Origin of the sequence: Bradyrhizobium dasycarpum, assembly GCF_042019905.1 — a bacterium.
GTDB classification, from domain to species: domain Bacteria; phylum Pseudomonadota; class Alphaproteobacteria; order Rhizobiales; family Xanthobacteraceae; genus Bradyrhizobium; species Bradyrhizobium japonicum_B.
Genome location: NZ_CP169574.1, coordinates 237,740 through 254,142 on the forward strand (window position 1 = coordinate 237,740; position 16,403 = coordinate 254,142).

Genomic DNA, 16,403 nt, shown 5'->3' on the forward strand with positions numbered 1-16,403 from the left:
GGGGATTTCTTAACCAGCTGTTAACCATACACGCGGCAAATTCTGCCTAGCTGCGGATCTCGAGGTCCGTGTCAGGCGGAAGGAGCCGCGACGATGTCCATCAACGACCTCCCGGAGCTGTCGGCGCTTCGCACCAAGATGCAGTGGCACCAGGAACGCCAGCGCGTCCTGTCCGAGAACGTCTCCAATTCCGATACGCCCAAATTCCGGCCGCGCGATCTGGTCGAGCCGAAACTCGACAAGAACGGGGCCGTCACGGGCTCGATGGGCCCCCTGGCGCTGACCCGCACCAGCGGCTCTCACATGACGCCGTCGGGCGCGGCCTCCGTATTCGACCAGAACAAGAACGCGGGCTTCGAAACCCGCCCTGCCGGCAACGCCGTCAATCTCGAAGAGGAGATGATGAAGGCCGCCAGCAACCAGATGGACTACGCGGCGGCGACCTCGCTCTATTCGAAGAGCCTGCGTCTGCTCAAGACCGCGATCGGCAAGGCCTAGCCGCATGATCCGGGAACAGAACAGCTAGAGGAGGCGCATCATGGCCAATGACAGCAGCGACTTCGCCCGCTCGATGGCGATCGCGACCTCCGGTCTGCGGGCGCAGGCCGGCCGCATGCGGGTGATCTCGGAAAACATCGCGAACGCGGATTCGACCGCGCAGACCCCCGGCGGCGACCCCTACCGGCGCAAGGTTCCGACCTTCTCCTCCGCGCTCGACCGCTCGCTGGACGCGCAGGTCGTCACCCTCGGCAGGATCAAGCCCGACCAGTCGAACTTCCGCGTCAAATACGAGCCGAACAATCCGGTGGCGGACGCCAGCGGCAACGTCAAATACCCAAATGTGAACTCGGTGGTCGAGATGACCGACATGCGCGATGCGCAGCGGTCCTACGAGGCCAATCTCAACATCATCAGTGCAACGCGCCGGATGATCCAGCGCACGATCGACATCCTCAAGAGCTGAACAGGACAATTGAGCCATGGCATCACCCACGATCGCGGCCAATGCTTACGCCAACCTTGCCCGGGTGCTGGAGACCGGCGGTGCCGGCAAGGGCGCCGAGGCAAGCGGGCAATCCTTTGCCTCGATGCTGAAGGACGCCGTCGGCAGCGTCATGGAATCCGGCCGCAAGGCGGACGCGCAGACGATCGCGATGGCCTCCGGCAAGGCCAACGTGATGGACGTCGTGACCGCGGTCGCCGACACCGACGTCGCGGTGTCCACGCTGGTGTCGGTCCGCGACCGCGTGATCGCGGCCTATGAAGACATCATGAAGATGCCGATCTGAACTGGGGGCTCGTCATTCCGGGGCGGTGCAAAGCACCGAACCCGGAATCTCGAGATCCGGGTTCTCGCTTCGCGAGCCCCGGAATGACGGAAACAACCGACAGTGAGAATTATCAAATGACCGGCCCCGAGACCCTCGACGTCGCGCGCGATGCCATCTGGACGATCGTGATCGTGTCCTCCCCGCTGATGGTGGTCGGTCTGGTGGTCGGCGTCGTCGTGTCGCTGTTCCAGGCGCTGACGCAGATCCAGGAACAGACGCTGATCTACGTGCCGAAGATCCTGGCCATCTTTGCTACGATGCTGCTGGCGCTGCCGTTCATGGCCGACGCGCTGCATTCCCACATGCTGCGGATCTCGTCGCGAATCATCGGCGGCTGAGGCAAGATGCAGCGATTATGCGCATCGACGTCTCGCTGCTGCCGGAGCTCGCCGCGTCCTTCATGCTCGCCTTCGCCCGGGTCGGCGCGATGGTGATGCTGCTGCCGGGGCTGGGCGAGACCAATATCCCGACGCGGATCAAGCTGTCGATCGCGCTGCTGCTCACGCTGATCATCCTGCCGCTGCATCGCAACGCCTACCAGGTCGACATGGGCTCGCTGGCGCCGCTCCTGGTCCTGATGCTGCATGAGATCGCGATCGGCATCGTGCTGGGCGCGACCGCGCGCGTGACGCTGTCGGCGCTCCAGGTCGCCGGATCGGTGATCGCGCAGCAGATGGGGCTCGGTTTCGTCACCTCGGTCGATCCGACCCAGGGACAGCAGGGTGTGCTGGTCGGCAACTTCCTGACCATCCTGGGCGTGACGCTGCTGTTTGCCACCGACAGCCATCATCTGGTGATCGCGGCGCTGAACGACAGCTATACGATCTTCTCGCCGGGCGAGACCGTCTCGAAGCGGCGATGTCGCCTCGCTGGCAACGCGCGCCTTTGCCGCCGCGTTCCGCCTCGGCTTGCAGCTATCCGGGCCGTTCCTGGTGTTCGGCCTCGTCTTCAACATCGGGCTCGGGATACTGGCGCGGCTGATGCCGCAGATGCAGGTCTATTTCGTCGGCGTGCCGCTGTCGATCTTCGCGGGCTTCCTGGTGCTCGCCGTGGTGCTGACCGCGATGATGGGCACCTTTCTCGATTATTTCATCGGTGTCATGCACCAGATGATGCCGCTCAAGTGACGGGGGTCGAACGATGGCGGAAGACAACGATCCCGAAAGTCAAACAGAAGACCCGACGCAAAAGCGCCTCGACGATGCGCTCGAACGCGGCGACGTCGCCAAGAGCCAGGAGATCAACACCTGGTTCATGATGGCGGGCGGCACGCTCGTGGTCGCAACCTTCTCGGGCTCGGTCGGCAGCGGGCTGCTGACGCCGATGCGCAACCTGCTCGCCAACTCCTGGATGATCAAGACCGACGGCAAGGCTCTGCTCGCCCTGATGCAGCAGATCGAGCTCGCCGTGCTCGCCGCGCTCGGCGTGCCCCTGTTGATGCTGGTGCTGGCGGCCATCGCCGGCAACATGCTCCAGCACCGTCTGGTGTGGTCGGCCGAGTCCCTCAAGCCCAAATTCAACAAGATCTCGCCCGGTGCCGGCTTCAAGCGCATCTTCGGCAAGCAGGCGGCCGCCAATTTTCTCAAGGGCATCGGTAAGCTCGTTGCTTTGGCCGTGGTCATGACCATGATCCTGTGGCCGGAGCGGCATCGCATGGAGGCGATGGTCCGGCTCGATCCGGCCGCCATGCTTGGCGCCAGCACCAGCATGACCGTCCAACTGCTCGGCGCGGTGGTCGCAGCGCTCGCGATCGTCGCCATCGCCGATTATTTCTTCCAGTATCGCAGCTGGTTCCAGCGGCAGAAGATGTCGCTCCAGGAGATCAAGGAAGAATACAAGCAGTCCGAAGGCGATCCGCACATCAAGGGCAAGATCCGGCAATTGCGGCAGCAGCGCGCCAAGAAACGCATGATGGCGGCGGTTCCCAAGGCTTCGGTGATCATCACCAACCCGACCCACTATTCGGTGGCGCTGTCCTACGAGCGCGGCATGACGGCTCCGATCTGCGTCGCCAAGGGCGTCGACAACCTTGCCTTCAAGATCCGGGAGATCGCGCGCGAGCACGACATCCCGATCGTGGAGAACGTGCCGCTGGCCCGAGCGCTCTACGCCACCGTCGAGATCGACCAGGAAATCCCGACCGAGCACTACCACGCGGTCGCCGAGGTGATCGGCTACGTCATGCGGCTGAAGCGCGGATTTGGCGCGGGGCGGGGATAAAGCACCCGAAAAATACCGGAAATGGCCGTAATCTGGGAATCAGCGTACCTTTCGCCCCTGCTGCCCTTGCACCTCAGGGTCCGATTCAGGCAGGGAGGACCCCATGCGCCCCGTGGCGCGTTGATTCTCTGCCGACAGGCCGCGCCAGCTTGAGATGACCGCCGAGACCGACCACGACCTCACACGCGAGCCCGGTGCGGCGCACGAGCCGTCGCCGCGCTCGGGCAGCATTGCGCTGGTGCTGCTGGTGGCCGCCGGCCTCGTCGCCGTCGCCGTCGGACTGATGACGCTCGGACGGGTGCAGGCGCAGCCCTATATCCTCGGTGTCCTCGCCGTGCTGGCGATGGTGGGCCTGTTCAACCTGTTCGCGTTTGCCGCCGGCATCATCCGCTTTGCCGACCGCAATCTCGACGATCCGATCATTCGCCGCATTTCCGATCACGCCTTCGACGGGCTCGCGGTCACCGATGCCCGCGGCCACGTGATCTATTCCAATGCCGCCTATCTGACGCTGACCGGCGCCAGCGGTCCGCAGGACGTGCGCCCGGTGGAACGCGTCTTCATCGGCAACCCCGATGTCTCCGAAGCCGTGTTTCGGCTGCTGAAGGCCGCGCGCGAGGGCAAGCGCCAGCAGGAGGAGGTGCGCATCTCCGGCCACGACGGCAGCCAAGGCCGCTGGCTGCGCATGCGCGTTCGCCCGCTCGGCACTGAAAAGCGCGAGGCGAAATACGCGGTATGGTCGATCGCCGACATCACCCGCGACCGCGAGCGCCAGGAGGACGTGTTCCAGGAACTCCAGCACGCCATCGAATACCTCGATCACGCGCCGTGCGGCTTCTTCTCGGTCAATCCGGCCGGCGAGCTCGCTTATGTCAACGCGACGCTGGCGAACTGGCTCGACTACGACCTCGCCGAGATCGGTTCGGGCGGCCTCAAGCTGACCGACATCGTCTCCGGCGACGGCGCCTCGCTGCTGACGTCGATCGTGGCGGTGCCGGGCGAGGTGAAGACGGAAGTCTTCGACATCGATCTGCGCATGCGCACCGGCAAGACCATGCCGGTGCGGCTCTATCACAAGCTCGCCTTCGGAGCCGATGGCGCGCCGGGGCCGTCGCGCACGCTCGTCATCAGCCGCGCCCGCGACGAGCGCAGCGATCCCGACCGCGCCGCTGAAGTGCGCTTCATGCGCTTCTTCGACCATACGCCAATGGCGATCGCGACTGTCGACCGCGCCGGCAACGTCGTGCGCGCCAATGCCCGCTATGCCAAGCTCGGCCAGGCGCTGGGGCTCGACAGCGCCTCCAAGTCGATCTTCCGCGCGGTCAATGCGCGCGACCGCCACCTCCTGATCGCGGCCATCAACCAGGCCGCCGAAGGCCAGGCCGACATCGCGCCGGTCGAGGTGGCGCTGGAAGGACCAAGGAGCGCTGGGGCCAGTTCTTCGTCACGCCGGTCGATTCGGCCGAGAACGACGCGGAAGCCGCCATCGTGCACATGCTCGAGACCACCGAGCGGCGCGCGCTGGAGAACCAGATCAACCAGTCGCAGAAGATGGAGACGGTCGGCCAGCTCGCCGGCGGCATCGCCCACGACTTCAACAACGTGCTGTCCGCCATCATGATGGCGAACGACTTCCTGCTGAACGCGCACAAGCCGACCGATCCGTCGTTCCAGGACATCATGCAGATCAAGCAGAACGCCACGCGCGCCGCGACGCTGGTGCGGCAGCTGCTGGCGTTCTCGCGGCGGCAGACGCTGCGGCCCCAGGTGCTCGACCTCGGCGACGCGCTTTCCGATCTCACCATGCTGCTGCGTCGGCTGATCGGCGAGAAGGTCAAGCTCGACCTCGTCCACGGCCGCGATCTCTGGCCGGTGAAGGTCGACGTCTCCCAGTTCGAGCAGGTGATCGTGAACCTCGCGGTGAACGCGCGCGACGCCATGCCCGACGGCGGCAAGCTGATCATCCGCACCGCCAACGTCTCCACCGAGGACGCCGGCAAGCTCGCCTACAAGGGCATGCCGGCGGCGGATTACGTCCGCATCGAGGTCGCCGACACCGGCACCGGCATTCCCGCCGACATCCGCGACAAGATCTTCGAGCCGTTCTTCTCGACCAAGGAAGTGGGCAAAGGCACCGGCCTCGGCCTTTCCACGGTCTACGGCATCGTCAAGCAGACCGGCGGCTTCATCTACGTGGACTCCGAGCCGGGGCAGGGCACCTCGTTCCACATCTTCCTGCCGCGCCATCACGCCGAGCCGGAGGTGCAGGTCGAGCAGCCGGCTGTCGCCAGCGCGACCAATGGCGCCGCGAAGGACGCCGCTGCCGTCGAGGCCAAGCCGCGCACCGATCTCACGGGACAGGGCACCATCCTGCTGGTCGAGGACGAGGAGGGCCTGCGCGCGCTGAACGCACGTGGCCTGCGCTCGCGCGGCTATACCGTGGTGGAGGCCGAGAACGGCGTCGAAGCCATGGAGATGCTGGAGGAGCAGAGCGGGGCGATCGATCTCGTCGTCTCCGACGTGGTCATGCCCGAGATGGACGGCCCGACGCTGCTGAAGGCGATGCGGGAGAAGAACCCCGACATCAAGTTCATCTTCGTCTCCGGCTATGCCGAGGACGCCTTCGAGAAGAGCCTGCCCGAGGGGCAGCAGTTCGACTTCCTGCCAAAACCGTTCACGCTCAGCCAGCTCGTGGCGGCGGTGAAGGAGACGATGACGAAGCAGGGCTGAGGGGCGGGCGTGCCTCCATTCTCCGTCATTGCGCTCACCTGCTTCCCCGCCGCAATGATGGGGAGAGAGCGGAAGTCTGTACTCGAAACGGCCGGTAACCCGCGACCATGGTTCCCCGCCCGCCCCGGACAAACCCCCGTCAAATATGGGCTTTTGCCACAGCCCCGCGACTGAGGGCCGCAGCCACAAGTTCCGAAACCGGCTTCACTTTTCGGGAAGTCTGCCCATCTTAGGGGCACGTCCCCATGCCGGGGATATGGGAAACGCACATGACTTTCTCGCAACGCTCCCGCAATCTCTTCAAGACGCTCGCCGTCATGCTGGCGCTTGCGCTGCCGACAGCGCTCGTCATCTCGTCCGCCGACGCGCGCGTCGGCGGCGGCGGCTCGTCCGGTTCGCGCGGCTCGCGCACCTATTCCGCTCCGCCCCCGACCACGACGGCGCCGGGCTCGGCCTCGCAGTTCAACCGGACCTACACCCAGCCGGGCGCAGGCATGAACTCGGCTGCTGCCGCGCCCTGCGCGCGGCGGCATGTTCGGCCGCGCCGGCGGCTTCATGGGCGGCCTTGCGGCCGGCTTCCTCGGCGCCGGCCTGCTCGGCATGCTGTTCGGCGGCGGCCTGTTCGGCGGCCTCGGCGGTCTGTCCTCGATCCTGGGCCTGATCATCCAGATCGTGCTCGTGGTGCTGGTGGTGCGGCTGGCGATGTCCTGGTGGCAGCGCCGTCACTCGCCGCAGGCGGCCTATGCCAATGCCGATGCGGGCGCAGCTCCCGGACCGCAGGCGAACCAGCGCAGCGGTCTCGGTGGCGGTCTTGCCGGTGGCCTTGGCGGCTTCGGTTTCGGCGCCAATGCCAACAACGCGCCGCTCGAGATCAAGCCGGACGATTACGAGGCGTTCGAGCGCCTGCTCGGCGAGGTTCAGGCGGCCTGGTCGAACGAGGACGTGGCCAAGCTGCACACGCTCGCGACGCCTGAGATGGTCTCCTATTTCGAGCAGGACCTCGCCCAGAACCGTGCGCGGAACGTCGTCAACAAGGTGACCGACGTCAAGCTCTTGCAGGGCGACCTCGCCGAAGCCTGGCGCGAAGGCGAGACCGACTACGCCACGGTGGCGCTGCGCTTCGCGCTCACCGACAAGACGCTGGACCGCAACAGCGGCACGCTCGTCGCCGGTAGCGAGCAGCCGGGTGAAGTCACCGAGGTCTGGACGTTCGCCCGCCGGCCCGGCAGCGGCTGGGAATTGTCGGCGATCCAGCAGACCAACTGATCGCAAAGCGATTGAAGACAAGGGCGCCGTGCTTCCCGCACGGCGCCTTTTCTTTTGTGGTCCTGCATCGTGGCATCGGAATAAGCGGGGGCGCAGCGGGTTGAAATCAGGCGGCCTACGACAAACGACCAACGACAAAAAACGGGAGGACAGCATGATCCGTATCAAGAGCTCCCTGACGATTTCCGTGCTCGCCGCGGTGCCGCTTGCGTGGTTTGCCGCGCCGTCGGCGCGGGCGCAGTCGGCCGACATGACGTTCTTCGTGACCTCCAGCGGTCCGGGCAAGGGTGCCGACCTCGGCGGCCTGGAGGAGCCGATGCGCAGTGCCAGAAGCTGGCTCAAGCCTCCGGCGCCGGCGCGAAGACCTGGCGCGCCTATCTCTCGACGCAGGCCGCCGAGGGCAAGCCGGCCGTCAATGCGCGCGATCGCATCGGCAAAGGACCGTGGCAGAATGCCAAGGGTGCGGTGATTGCCAAGGACGTGGCCGAGCTGCACGGTCCCGCCAACAACCTGACCAAGCAGACGGCTCTGAGCGAGAAGGGTGACGTCATCAACGGCCGCGGCGACACGCCGAACCGGCACGACATCCTGACGGGAAGCCAACCCGACGGCACCGCGTTCGCGGCCGGTGACGACAAGACGTGCAAGAACTGGACGTCGAGCACGCAAGGTGCGGCGGTGGTCGGCCACGCCGATCGCCAGGGCCTGCGCGACGACGAACCGTCAAAGTCCTGGAACAGCTCGCATCCCTCGCGCGGTTCCGAGGGTGGCTGCTCGCAGGCCGACCTGCGGAGCACCGGCGGCGACGGGCTGCTGTATTGTTTCGCTGCGAATTGAAATGAGGCCCGACACTCTCTCCGCGCGTCATTGCGAGGAGCTCTTGCGACGAAGCAATCCAGACTATTCCGCCGAGGCAGACTGGATTGCTTCCGCCTTCGCCAAGGCTTCGGCGGACAAGTCGCTACGCCCGTAATGACGGCGTATGTGGCGCGAGCGCTTCGTCTCAACCTGACGGAACCTGCGACGGCATGTTACATTAGTCCGCACGTGTTCACGTTCACGGACCCCTCCCATGAAATACGAGCTCTATTACTGGCCCGAGATTCAGGGCCGCGGCGAATATGTGCGGCTGGCGCTGGAGGAGGCAGGCGCGGCTTACGTCGATGTCGCGCGCGGAGCGCGCGGGACGGCGGCGATGATGAAGATGATGGACGCGCGCAAGGGCACGCCGCCCTTTGCGCCGCCGTTCCTCAAGGCAGGCAAGCTCGTCATCGGCCAGACCGCCAACATCCTGCTCTACCTCGGCAGCCGCCACGGGCTTGCGCCGAAGACGGAGGCGGGAAAGCTCTGGGTGCACCAGCTCCAGCTCACCATCACCGACTTCGTGGTCGAGATCCACGACACCCATCATCCGCTCGGGCCCTCGCTCTATTACGAGGATCAGAAGCCGCCGGCGAAGAAGCGCACAGCCGCATTCTGGGACGAGCGGGTGCCGAAATATCTCGGCTATTTCGAGCAGCTGCTTGACGCGAATGGCGGCATCTATGTCACGGGCCGCCGGCTCACCTATGTCGATCTCTCGCTGTTCCAGATCGTCGCAGGGCTGCGCTATGGCTTTCCCAAGCGCATGAAGGCGTTCGAGACGGACGTGCCGGGCCTCGCCGGCCTGCACGATCGGATCGCCGCGCGGCCCAACATCAAGGCCTATCTCGCAAGCCCGCGCCGCATTCCCTTCAACGAGCAGGGCATCTTCCGCCACTACAAGGAGCTGGACGGGTAAAGCTTTTTCAAGCGAAGTGGATACCGGTTCGCGTCAAGAAACGCGCGGTTTCCACGCCCCTGGTGCGCGAAGGGGATACGGCCGCCTCAGGGCAGCGAACGCCGAGGGCAACATGCGCCCGTGGCGGCGACCAAGACCGGATTCGGCAATTGCGAGAGGATCGATCAGGCCAGCTGATCGATCCGCGTGCCCTGGCCCGGCGGCAGCGGCACGGGCGGCTGCGGCTTGTAGGTCGGGTCGGCGTCCCTGGTCTTGGTCTGATCGTCCTGCTGCTTGGTCGTGTCGTAGCTGGGAACCACGATCGCGATCGGCGGCGGTGCTACGGTAGAAACCTTCATCCGCAAATCCTCACATATGGAAACAATTCAGCCTGCGCTGCGAGGAGCGAAAATTCCTTCAAGGCGATCGTTAAAATGCGAGGGATTGGTGCGGGGATGGCTGGCTTCATCGACGCTGGATGAGGGCGGTGACAAGTCTCTCCTCGTCATTGCGAGGAGCTCGCGACAAAATTGCGTAACGATTTTGCGCTGATGCGACGAAGCAATCCAGAGTCTTTCCGTGGAGGGATTCTGAATTGCTTCGCTGCGCTCGCAATGACGGAGCGTGTTGTGGGCTGCGTACCGGCACACGAGCACCGCGCCCGCAGCATGCGCGAGAAGCCCCCTCTTATTCGTCCTTGCCGCGCGTGATCGCGATTGACGCCTCCGTCTTGGTGCGGATGCATTCCATGTTGAGCCGGCGATAGCGCATGCTGACCTTGTCGCCGCGGAGCAGGCCCATGCGCTTCAGGCAGCGTGTTGCGCCCGTCGTGGTGTCGTCCCTGGTCACGGTGAAGACGATCGCGGCCATCGATCCCACCAGCGCATAGAATTCCGGCTTGGGCTTGCGATCGCCTTTGGCGTAGAGCTCGATGGAATATTTATCGCCGCGGCAACTCACGGAGAGCTCCTTGGCCGCCGGATGCGTCATGTAAACCACATTTGCAGCACGGAAATTCACCTTCAGGCGGTCGACCTGGTTTGCCAGCTCCTTGGCGCTGTCATCGCAGCGGTCGGCCCGGGCCGGCGAGGTGAAGGTCACAAGGCCGGTGATGGCGGCGGCGACCAGGATCGCGCCGCGGACGTTCAGTTTCAATGTCATGATGAAAAGCCCCTTACGGCGCGCATTCAAGCGTCGGCGGACGCCAAGTGCAAGGGTGAGGTCTGGCCTTTCCACGTGCTGCGCCACGCCTTCTCAAGAGCGGGCGCCGCCCGCTCCCATGCGTCCCGGTCCCTTCCTTTTCCGTCCAAAATGGGCTTAGAACGCTTCCATGCGAGGGCCCGCGCGTGGCCCCAAACCCTGGATTCGCCCATGAACGCCCCGACCGCCTTCCCCGACCAGTCCAAGCCCGTTCCCCCCTACAAGCACACCCCCCTGTTCCCGCTGGGCAAGGACGAAACGCCCTACAGGAAGATTTCGTCCGAGGGCGTCCGGGTCGAGAAGGTGCTCGGCAAGGACATGCTGGTGGTGTCGCGCGAGGCGCTGCGGGCGCTGTCGGAGGCGGCTTTCGGCGATATCAACCATTACCTGCGCCCCGGCCATCTGAAGCAGCTCCGCGCGATTCTGGAGGACAATGAGGCCAGCCCGAACGACAAGTTCGTCGCGCTGGACTTCCTAAAGAATGCCAACATCGCGGCCGGCGGCGTGCTGCCGATGTGCCAGGACACCGGCACCGCCATCATCATGGGCAAGAAGGGCTGCAACGTCATTACCGACGGCGACGACGAGGCGGCGCTGTCGGAAGGCGCGCGTGACGCGTATCTGCGCCGCAATCTGCGCTACTCGCAGGTCGCGCCGCTCTCGATGTACGAGGAGAAGAACACCGCCAACAACATGCCGGCGCAGTGCGAGATCTACGCCGAAGGTGATGACGCCTACAAGTTCATGTTCATGGCGAAGGGCGGCGGCTCCGCCAACAAGAGCTTCCTGTTCCAGGCAACGCCCTCGGTGCTGACCAAGGACCGGCTGCTCGCGTTCCTGAAGGAGAAGATCCTGACGCTGGGCACCGCGGCGTGCCCGCCCTATCACCTCGCCATCGTGATCGGCGGCACCTCGGCCGAGCTCTGCATGAAGACGGTGAAGCTCGCTTCCGCCCGCTATCTCGATGCGCTGCCGACCCACGGCTCGCCTGACGGCAACGCCTTCCGCGACGTGGAGATGGAGAAGGAAATCCACAAGATGACGCAGTCGCTCGGCGTCGGTGCGCAGTTCGGCGGAAAATATTTCTGCCACGACGTGCGCGTGATCCGCATGCCGCGTCACGGCGCCTCTCTGCCCATCGGGCTCGGCGTGTCCTGCTCGGCCGACCGCCAGGTGCTCGGCAAGATCACCAGGGACGGCGTGTATCTGGAAGAGCTCGAGCACAACCCGGCACAGTACTTGCCGCAGGTCGAGCAGTCGCTCGGTGGCGAGGTCGTCAAGATCGACCTCAACCAGCCGATGAAGGACATCCTGGCGACGTTCTCGAAGTACCCGATCAAGACCCGGGTCTCGATGACCGGCACCATGATCGTCGCGCGCGACAGTGCCCATGCCAAGCTGCGCGAGCGGCTGGAGAAGGGCGAGCCGTTGCCGGATTACTTCAAGAACCATCCGGTCTATTACGCCGGGCCCGCCAAGACACCCGAGGGTTACGCCTCCGGCGCGTTCGGTCCGACCACGGCCGGCCGTATGGATTCCTTCGTCGACCAGTTCCAGGCCGCCGGCGGCTCGATGGTGATGGTGGCCAAGGGCAACCGCGCCCCCGCGGTTCGCGAGGCCTGCAAGAAATATGGCGGCTTCTATCTCGGCTCGATCGGCGGCGCCGCGGCCAATCTCGCCGAGCACTGCATCAAGAAGGTCGAGGTGCTCGAATATCCCGAGCTCGGCATGGAAGCGATCTGGCGCATCGAAGTCGTCGACTTCCCCGCCTTCATCATCATCGACGACAAGGGCAACGACTTCTTCAAGGAGTTGAACCTGGGCTGAGGCGGCGTTCCCCGGATGCTGCGCAGCACGAAGTAATGCGCTGCTGATCCGGGGGCCACGCTGAGACATGGGTCCCGGCTCAGCGCCGCGTCACTGCGTGCCGCACCGCGTCCGGGACCCGAGAAGCAGTGCTTGGCCGGTCTATTTCGCTAAATGCAATTCGGCGACGTCACCGGCCGGCACCAGGGCGAGCGCGCTGGCGCGCCACGCCGGTTCGGTGTCGTCGGCGCGCGCCGCCTGGATCGCGCGCCCAGCGTCGGTGCCGCGATGCGACGGAGCGCACGCACGATGGCCGCGTGGCCTTACGCGCGGGCGCCCGTGAATGGGAAGCTGCCCATCGGGCCGATGCCCATCTCGCCGCTCATGCCGTCGCCGGAGACGGTGCCGGTGAATTCGAGCGTAAGCGGCATCGGCTTGTCGATCGAGACCTTCCAGGAAACATTGTCGCCGGAGACGGTGCCGTCGAAAATCTCGGCGGTATTACCTTCCGCGCCCTGCGTGCCCGTGAGCGTGCCGCCGGCGGCCTCCAGGCTCAGCGTCGCCTGGCGCTCGCCCATCGGCGTCGTCATGGTCAGATTCCAGTTGCCGTCTACGGCCATTCCCGTCTCCCGAACAAATCCGGCCGACCGCGACGATCCGCGGCCAGTCCCGGAGCCGAGCCTATAGCCCAACTCGCAGCTCCTGCCTAACCCTCGAATAGGGCATTTAGGCGCGGGCGGCGGCGCGCCGGCGGTTGGTGACGATCAGCCGCAGAACGAAGTATTGCACGGCAAACGCCAGGATCTTGGCGCCGCCTGCGACCACCATGAGATAGAACGCCCACAGCTTCAGATCGCCGGTGGCGGCGACTACCAACATGCCGGCGCCGATCACGAACATCAGCGCCGCCCAGGCATAGCCCGCGATGGTGACATATTCGGGAACGGTCTCGACGATGACGGGCGGCATGTAGCGCAGCATCCAGCCGCGCTTGAGCATGATCGCGCCGATCGCGAAATGTGCGATCGAGGGTTTTGCCAGCATGAAGCGCGGATCGTTGGTCAGCAGCGTGATACCGCCCAGCACGACGACCAGAGCGAGGCTCGCATAGGTCATGTAGTGGAGCGGTTGTCCCTTGAGCCGCGCATAGATCACTTGCGCGATCGCGCCGGCAATCGCCACCGCCGTTGCGAGGATCACGTTGTCTGTGATGAGATAGACGGCCAGGAAGATGATAACGGAGAGGAGGTCGGAGGCGAGGCGGGCGAATACGTCCTTCATCGTCATTCCTGGTTAGCAGTGGGCAGGCGCAGACCGGCGCACCCTACTTGATCCGGCGATACCCGGCATATCACTTTGTGAGGACAGGCGCGCTGTTGCGAGACGGCGCAGGGGCCCAAAAACCGACCGGAACGCCCAGGTCGGGACCCGGCAGCGCGGGATTCGGAACCGCAATAACCAGGGCGGCGAGGTCAAGACAGCGAGCCGCGCCGCTCAACCATCTCTCACAATGTCAAGGCGACGTAAGCGACCTCCAGAAAATGAAGTGCTGCAACGAGCTGGTCGGTCATCTCGTCGACCAATCCTGTCCAGGGCAGGGGCGGCAACATCGGGAGTGTGGCGGCGAGGAGAAGGCCGGCAGCGAGCAGGATGCCGCCTTCGAAGAACGTGAGGCTTCGCCGGCGTAGCCGTATCGCCAGGAATGCAAGTGCGGCGCCCGCCGGGACGAGGACAGCGACGGATTGCGCGGCGATCGGGAGCATGTGCATCGGGCCTCCTTGATGACGCAATATCCACGGGGATTCCGGGCTCGCGACTGCGTTGCGCCGGCATTGACGAGGGCTACGCCGCCCCGACCCAATTGCCGTGGAAGCCATCGGGCACGCGGTGGCCGAGCTGCACCAGCGCGACGGGACCCGCCTCGACGTCGGTGGCGTTGAACACCGCGAGGTCGCTGCGGTTCTCTCGCGCCCGCCAGACTACCGCGAGCAGCCAGCCATCGCCCTCGGCCGCATCCTTCGCGCGCTCGACGAACACGGGCTCGGAGATGGTGTCGCCGGCCGGCAGCAGGTATTGGCCGAGCCGTCTGCCGTTGCCGTCGACGTGGACGATGCCGGAGAGCGCGCCGAACATCGGCAGTTTCGGATTGGCGCAGGCGTACCAGCCGTGACGGCTCTTCAGTCCGGCGCGGCGGTCGTCGATGCGTGGGAATTCGCCAGTGAGATCGTCGAGATAGGTCTGCTGGAAGCGGTCGGTATTGCCCGAGAGGTCGAACGTCCAACGGCAGTGCCGGGCGCGCGACTTCTCCGGATCGGTCGGCCGGCCGTCGGGATGCGGAAACAGCGGCGCTTCCTCGAACTGCATGACGTCCGCGACGATGCGATTGTCGTCCTCCCACGCGTTCATGACGTGGAAGACGTAGCAGGCTTCGGCACGGAACCAGACGATGTCCTTTGCCGTGCCGCTGCGCTTCATCACGCCGACATAGGCGCCCTTGTCCGGCTCCCAGGCGTAGGGCGGCCGCCCGCTCATGGCGCGCTCCATGCTGCCGGTAATGGGCAGGATCGGAAACAGCACATGGTTCGCGGTGACGATGAAGTCGTGCACCATGCTGGCATAGGGCGCCTCGAACCGCTCGAACCGCGTCGCCTTGCCGGAGGCATCGATCGAGCCGTAGGAGAGGGCAGGGGTCAGCGGACCGGCGGCGTTGTAGCTGAAGAATACCAGCTCGCCGGTGACGGGATCGATCTTCGGGTGCGCCGTGAAGCTGCCGGCGACGCGGCCCTGGTAGTTGTGATAACCGCGCGTCGCCAGCGTGCCCGGCTCGATCTCGGTCGGCAGATGCGCCTCTTCCAGCGCGAGCAGCTTGCCGGCATGGAAGATGATGTTGGTGTTGGCGACGCCGCCGTCGGTGAGATCGGCCAGGGCATCCGGCAGCTTGCGGCCGAAGCCGCCGAACAAGGCGCGGCCGGCGTCGTGCTCGGCAAGCCATTTCGGCGTGCGGACCCAGCGGTTGCGGTAGCTGGCGCGGCCGTTCTCGAGGTGGAAGGCGTGCAGCATGCCGTCGCCGACGAACCAATGCGCGCCGGGCGATTCGAACTGCGGGTTGGGACCGTTGCGATAGAGCACGCCGTTCAGCTCGCGCGGCAATTCGCCGATGACCTTGAGAAATGGCGCGTCCGCTTCGAACGGGATCGGCGCGATATTGTTGCGGCGCTCGGCGATGGCGTCGTGCTGCACGGCGTTCCCTCCATATCTTTACATCGTAAAGATTAGATAGCGCCAACCGTGATTTCGGTCAAGCGAAATCTTTACACTGTCAATATTGCGTCATATAGCTTGCAAATGGCCAAGACCGACACCAAGAGCGAAACCGCCCGAAGCCCGCGTGCCTCCAGAAGAACAACGTCGACCGCGGCATCGCGCACCTCGCGCCGCACCACGAGCGCGAAGGCCGAGACGCCATACCATCACGGCGCCTTGCGCGAGGCGCTGCTCCAGGCCGCCGAACGGGTGCTGGAACGCGACGGGCTGGCGGGCCTCACATTGCGCGCGGTGGCACGCGAGGCCGGCGTTTCGCATGCCGCCCCTACCCATCATTTCGGCGATCTCACCGGCCTCCTCAGCGAGCTCGCCGCCGTCGGCTTCCGCCAGTTCAACGCCGCAATGGCCGCGTCCTATAATGCCGCCACCACGCCGCTCGAGGCCGCGCTGGCGCAGCCGAAGGCCTATGTCGCCTATGCGCAGGCTCATCCCGGCATGTACGGCATCATGTTCCGCTCCGAGCGGCTGGATTATTCCAGGCCCTCGCTGCACGAGGCCGCCGAAGCCTCCTTTGCCGGGCTCGCGAATGCCATCGGCGCGATGCGGCAGGAGCAGATCAGCGGCGACGCGCTGACGTTGAACCAGGGCGCCGCCATCGCACGCGCCTGGTCGATGGTGCACGGCTTCACCATGCTGCTGCTCGACGGCCGGCTCGAGGATATCCTCGAGCGGCTCCCCGAGGGGACCACGGCCGAACGCCTGCTCGAGGCGATGCTGACCGCCCCCGTGGCGACGAAGCATCCTGCCTAGCGTCGTCTGAGGCGCCA

At 65.3% G+C, this 16,403-nt stretch carries 14 protein-coding genes and 4 pseudogenes; 12 read left to right on the forward strand and 6 right to left on the reverse strand.

Features of this window, described 5'->3' with window-relative positions:
- Nucleotides 1–93: 93 nt before the first annotated feature.
- From flgB to ACETMP_RS01095, 10 genes and pseudogenes are all read left to right on the forward strand, one after another.
- Entirely contained in the window at nucleotides 94–498 is a 405-nt protein-coding gene (gene flgB / locus ACETMP_RS01050) for a flagellar basal body rod protein FlgB (protein ID WP_375159590.1), read from the forward strand.
- Between the two features lie 40 nt (nucleotides 499–538).
- Nucleotides 539–964 carry a flagellar basal body rod protein FlgC gene (flgC, locus tag ACETMP_RS01055; RefSeq protein WP_375159591.1) on the forward strand — a complete coding sequence of 142 codons (426 nt, stop codon included), beginning with the start codon at nucleotides 539–541 and terminating at the stop codon, nucleotides 962–964.
- A gap of 16 nt (nucleotides 965–980) precedes the next feature.
- On the forward strand, nucleotides 981–1,289 hold the full coding sequence (fliE, locus tag ACETMP_RS01060; RefSeq protein ID WP_375159592.1) for a flagellar hook-basal body complex protein FliE: 309 nt from the start codon (nucleotides 981–983) through the stop codon (nucleotides 1,287–1,289).
- Between the two features lie 116 nt (nucleotides 1,290–1,405).
- Nucleotides 1,406–1,669 carry a flagellar biosynthesis protein FliQ gene (gene fliQ / locus ACETMP_RS01065; protein WP_007612284.1) on the forward strand — a complete coding sequence of 88 codons (264 nt, stop codon included), beginning with the start codon at nucleotides 1,406–1,408 and terminating at the stop codon, nucleotides 1,667–1,669.
- 17 nt (nucleotides 1,670–1,686) lie between these two features.
- Nucleotides 1,687–2,458, forward strand: a pseudogene (fliR, locus tag ACETMP_RS01070) (flagellar biosynthetic protein FliR).
- Nucleotides 2,459–2,471: 13 nt separating this feature from the next.
- The gene (gene flhB, locus ACETMP_RS01075) at nucleotides 2,472–3,551 is read left to right on the forward strand and encodes a flagellar biosynthesis protein FlhB (RefSeq protein ID WP_375159593.1); all 1,080 of its coding nucleotides are present in this window, start codon (nucleotides 2,472–2,474) and stop codon (nucleotides 3,549–3,551) included.
- Nucleotides 3,552–3,705: 154 nt separating this feature from the next.
- Nucleotides 3,706–6,281, forward strand: a pseudogene (gene cckA / locus ACETMP_RS01080) (cell cycle histidine kinase CckA).
- A gap of 245 nt (nucleotides 6,282–6,526) precedes the next feature.
- Nucleotides 6,527–7,547: pseudogene (locus ACETMP_RS01085) on the forward strand (Tim44 domain-containing protein).
- Nucleotides 7,548–7,701: 154 nt separating this feature from the next.
- Nucleotides 7,702–8,384, forward strand: a pseudogene (locus ACETMP_RS01090) (lectin).
- A 235-nt stretch (nucleotides 8,385–8,619) separates the two neighbouring features.
- Nucleotides 8,620–9,327, forward strand: coding sequence for a glutathione S-transferase (locus ACETMP_RS01095; protein ID WP_375159594.1), 708 nt, complete (start codon nucleotides 8,620–8,622; stop codon nucleotides 9,325–9,327).
- A 164-nt stretch (nucleotides 9,328–9,491) separates the two neighbouring features.
- Here ACETMP_RS01095 and ACETMP_RS01100 read toward each other — a convergent pair whose 3' ends face one another.
- Complete coding sequence (locus ACETMP_RS01100; RefSeq protein ID WP_196236045.1) at nucleotides 9,492–9,665, reverse strand: hypothetical protein; 174 nt, start codon at nucleotides 9,663–9,665, stop codon at nucleotides 9,492–9,494.
- 328 nt (nucleotides 9,666–9,993) lie between these two features.
- Complete coding sequence (locus tag ACETMP_RS01105; protein ID WP_375159595.1) at nucleotides 9,994–10,467, reverse strand: hypothetical protein; 474 nt, start codon at nucleotides 10,465–10,467, stop codon at nucleotides 9,994–9,996.
- 210 nt (nucleotides 10,468–10,677) lie between these two features.
- Between ACETMP_RS01105 and ACETMP_RS01110 the strand changes: the two genes are divergently transcribed.
- The gene (locus ACETMP_RS01110; protein ID WP_375159596.1) at nucleotides 10,678–12,333 is read left to right on the forward strand and encodes a fumarate hydratase; all 1,656 of its coding nucleotides are present in this window, start codon (nucleotides 10,678–10,680) and stop codon (nucleotides 12,331–12,333) included.
- Nucleotides 12,334–12,635: 302 nt separating this feature from the next.
- On the opposite strand, the gene ACETMP_RS01115 is transcribed toward ACETMP_RS01110, so the two are convergent.
- The 4 genes from ACETMP_RS01115 to ACETMP_RS01130 all read right to left on the reverse strand — a co-directional run bounded on the left by ACETMP_RS01115 (nucleotide 12,636) and on the right by ACETMP_RS01130 (nucleotide 15,552).
- Nucleotides 12,636–12,932 carry a hypothetical protein gene (locus ACETMP_RS01115; RefSeq protein WP_375159597.1) on the reverse strand — a complete coding sequence of 99 codons (297 nt, stop codon included), beginning with the start codon at nucleotides 12,930–12,932 and terminating at the stop codon, nucleotides 12,636–12,638.
- Nucleotides 12,933–13,038: 106 nt separating this feature from the next.
- On the reverse strand, nucleotides 13,039–13,593 hold the full coding sequence (locus tag ACETMP_RS01120; protein WP_375159598.1) for an inner membrane-spanning protein YciB: 555 nt from the start codon (nucleotides 13,591–13,593) through the stop codon (nucleotides 13,039–13,041).
- 224 nt (nucleotides 13,594–13,817) lie between these two features.
- Nucleotides 13,818–14,075 (reverse strand): hypothetical protein, encoded by a 258-nt coding sequence (locus ACETMP_RS01125; protein ID WP_375159599.1) that lies wholly within the window; start codon nucleotides 14,073–14,075, stop codon nucleotides 13,818–13,820.
- A gap of 79 nt (nucleotides 14,076–14,154) precedes the next feature.
- Nucleotides 14,155–15,552, reverse strand: a complete 1,398-nt coding sequence (locus tag ACETMP_RS01130) for a carotenoid oxygenase family protein (protein ID WP_375159600.1) — start codon at nucleotides 15,550–15,552, stop codon at nucleotides 14,155–14,157.
- Nucleotides 15,553–15,657: 105 nt separating this feature from the next.
- On the opposite strand from ACETMP_RS01130, the gene ACETMP_RS01135 reads away from it, so the two are divergent.
- Nucleotides 15,658–16,386, forward strand: coding sequence for a TetR/AcrR family transcriptional regulator (locus ACETMP_RS01135; protein ID WP_375159601.1), 729 nt, complete (start codon nucleotides 15,658–15,660; stop codon nucleotides 16,384–16,386).
- Nucleotides 16,387–16,403 lie beyond the last annotated feature (17 nt).

What these genes read in the sequence shown, in the direction of transcription:
- flgB (WP_375159590.1), top strand. Translation starts at nt 94, where the DNA reads ATGTCCATCAACGACCTCCCGGAGCTGTCGGCGCTTCGCACCAAGATG.
- flgC (WP_375159591.1), top strand. Translation starts at nt 539, where the DNA reads ATGGCCAATGACAGCAGCGACTTCGCCCGCTCGATGGCGATCGCGACC.
- fliE (WP_375159592.1), top strand. Translation starts at nt 981, where the DNA reads ATGGCATCACCCACGATCGCGGCCAATGCTTACGCCAACCTTGCCCGG.
- fliQ (WP_007612284.1), top strand. Translation starts at nt 1,406, where the DNA reads ATGACCGGCCCCGAGACCCTCGACGTCGCGCGCGATGCCATCTGGACG.
- flhB (WP_375159593.1), top strand. Translation starts at nt 2,472, where the DNA reads ATGGCGGAAGACAACGATCCCGAAAGTCAAACAGAAGACCCGACGCAA.
- ACETMP_RS01095 (WP_375159594.1), top strand. Translation starts at nt 8,620, where the DNA reads ATGAAATACGAGCTCTATTACTGGCCCGAGATTCAGGGCCGCGGCGAA.
- ACETMP_RS01100 (WP_196236045.1), bottom strand. Translation starts at nt 9,665, where the DNA reads ATGAAGGTTTCTACCGTAGCACCGCCGCCGATCGCGATCGTGGTTCCC.
- ACETMP_RS01105 (WP_375159595.1), bottom strand. Translation starts at nt 10,467, where the DNA reads ATGACATTGAAACTGAACGTCCGCGGCGCGATCCTGGTCGCCGCCGCC.
- ACETMP_RS01110 (WP_375159596.1), top strand. Translation starts at nt 10,678, where the DNA reads ATGAACGCCCCGACCGCCTTCCCCGACCAGTCCAAGCCCGTTCCCCCC.
- ACETMP_RS01115 (WP_375159597.1), bottom strand. Translation starts at nt 12,932, where the DNA reads ATGGCCGTAGACGGCAACTGGAATCTGACCATGACGACGCCGATGGGC.
- ACETMP_RS01120 (WP_375159598.1), bottom strand. Translation starts at nt 13,593, where the DNA reads ATGAAGGACGTATTCGCCCGCCTCGCCTCCGACCTCCTCTCCGTTATC.
- ACETMP_RS01125 (WP_375159599.1), bottom strand. Translation starts at nt 14,075, where the DNA reads ATGCTCCCGATCGCCGCGCAATCCGTCGCTGTCCTCGTCCCGGCGGGC.
- ACETMP_RS01135 (WP_375159601.1), top strand. Translation starts at nt 15,658, where the DNA reads ATGGCCAAGACCGACACCAAGAGCGAAACCGCCCGAAGCCCGCGTGCC.